The 1584-nt window shown below is 51.1% G+C and carries 4 tRNA genes and 2 rRNA genes; all 6 read right to left on the bottom strand.

The annotated features are described in order from the left end of the window. Nucleotides 1-26: 26 nt before the first annotated feature. Nucleotides 27-101: transfer RNA gene (locus K0778_RS25940), tRNA-Gln, on the bottom strand. 9 nt (nt 102-110) lie between these two features. Beyond that, nucleotides 111-194, bottom strand: a tRNA-Tyr gene (locus K0778_RS25935). A 5-nt stretch (nt 195-199) separates the two neighbouring features. Then, nucleotides 200-275, bottom strand: a tRNA-Thr gene (locus tag K0778_RS25930). A gap of 16 nt (nt 276-291) precedes the next feature. Further along, nucleotides 292-367: transfer RNA gene (locus tag K0778_RS25925), tRNA-Val, on the bottom strand. A 12-nt stretch (nt 368-379) separates the two neighbouring features. Then, nucleotides 380-494 (bottom strand): 5S ribosomal RNA (gene rrf, locus K0778_RS25920). A 72-nt stretch (nt 495-566) separates the two neighbouring features. Further along, a 23S ribosomal RNA gene (locus K0778_RS25915) occupies nt 567-1584 on the bottom strand; the annotation flags it as partial.

Raw genomic sequence — 1584 nt, 5'->3', positions numbered from 1 at the left:
TCTACCAACTGAGCTAATGGCTCTAATGGCTGGGCTAGCTGGATTCGAACCAACGAGTGACGGAGTCAAAGTCCGTTGCCTTACCGCTTGGCTATAGCCCAATATATAGATGGTGGAGGGGGGCAGATTCGAACTGCCGAACCCGAAGGAGCGGATTTACAGTCCGCCGCGTTTAGCCACTTCGCTACCCCTCCATAAATGGTGCCGGCCAGAGGACTTGAACCCCCAACCTACTGATTACAAGTCAGTTGCTCTACCAATTGAGCTAGGCCGGCTATATGTAAGAATAAATGGTGGAGAATGACGGGTTCGAACCGCCGACCCTCTGCTTGTAAGGCAGATGCTCTCCCAGCTGAGCTAATTCTCCGATTTGTCATTTGCCTGGCAACGTTCTACTCTAGCGGAACGTAAGTTCGACTACCATCGACGCTAAGGAGCTTAACTTCTGTGTTCGGCATGGGAACAGGTGTGACCTCCTTGCTATAGTCACCAGACATATGAATGTAGATTATACATTCAAAACTAGATAGTAAGTAAAAGTGATTTTGCTTCGCAAAACATTTATTTTGATTAAGTCTTCGATCGATTAGTATTCGTCAGCTCCACATGTCACCATGCTTCCACCTCGAACCTATTAACCTCATCATCTTTGAGGGATCTTATAACCGAAGTTGGGAAATCTCATCTTGAGGGGGGCTTCATGCTTAGATGCTTTCAGCACTTATCCCGTCCACACATAGCTACCCAGCTATGCCGTTGGCACGACAACTGGTACACCAGAGGTATGTCCATCCCGGTCCTCTCGTACTAAGGACAGCTCCTCTCAAATTTCCTACGCCCACGACGGATAGGGACCGAACTGTCTCACGACGTTCTGAACCCAGCTCGCGTACCGCTTTAATGGGCGAACAGCCCAACCCTTGGGACCGACTACAGCCCCAGGATGCGATGAGCCGACATCGAGGTGCCAAACCTCCCCGTCGATGTGAACTCTTGGGGGAGATAAGCCTGTTATCCCCGGGGTAGCTTTTATCCGTTGAGCGATGGCCCTTCCATGCGGAACCACCGGATCACTAAGTCCGTCTTTCGACCCTGCTCGACTTGTAGGTCTCGCAGTCAAGCTCCCTTATGCCTTTACACTCTATGAATGATTTCCAACCATTCTGAGGGAACCTTTGAGCGCCTCCGTTACCTTTTAGGAGGCGACCGCCCCAGTCAAACTGCCCGCCTGACACTGTCTCCCACCACGATAAGTGGTGCGGGTTAGAAAGCCAACACAGCTAGGGTAGTATCCCACCAGCGCCTCCACGTAAGCTAGCGCTCACGTTTCAAAGGCTCCTACCTATCCTGTACAAGCTGTGCCGAATTTCAATATCAGGCTACAGTAAAGCTCCACGGGGTCTTTCCGTCCTGTCGCGGGTAACCTGCATCTTCACAGGTACTATGATTTCACCGAGTCTCTCGTTGAGACAGTGCCCAAATCGTTACGCCTTTCGTGCGGGTCGGAACTTACCCGACAAGGAATTTCGCTACCTTAGGACCGTTATAGTTACGGCCGCCGTTTACTGGGGCTTCGATTCGTAG

The sequence above is a fragment of the Escherichia sp. XD33 genome, from assembly GCF_019375075.1.
In the GTDB taxonomy this organism is placed as follows: Bacteria; Pseudomonadota; Gammaproteobacteria; order Enterobacterales; family Enterobacteriaceae; genus Enterobacter; species Enterobacter flexneri_A.
The sequence above is the reverse complement of the archived record's forward strand: the minus strand, read 5'-3'. Positions and strand labels throughout refer to the sequence as shown.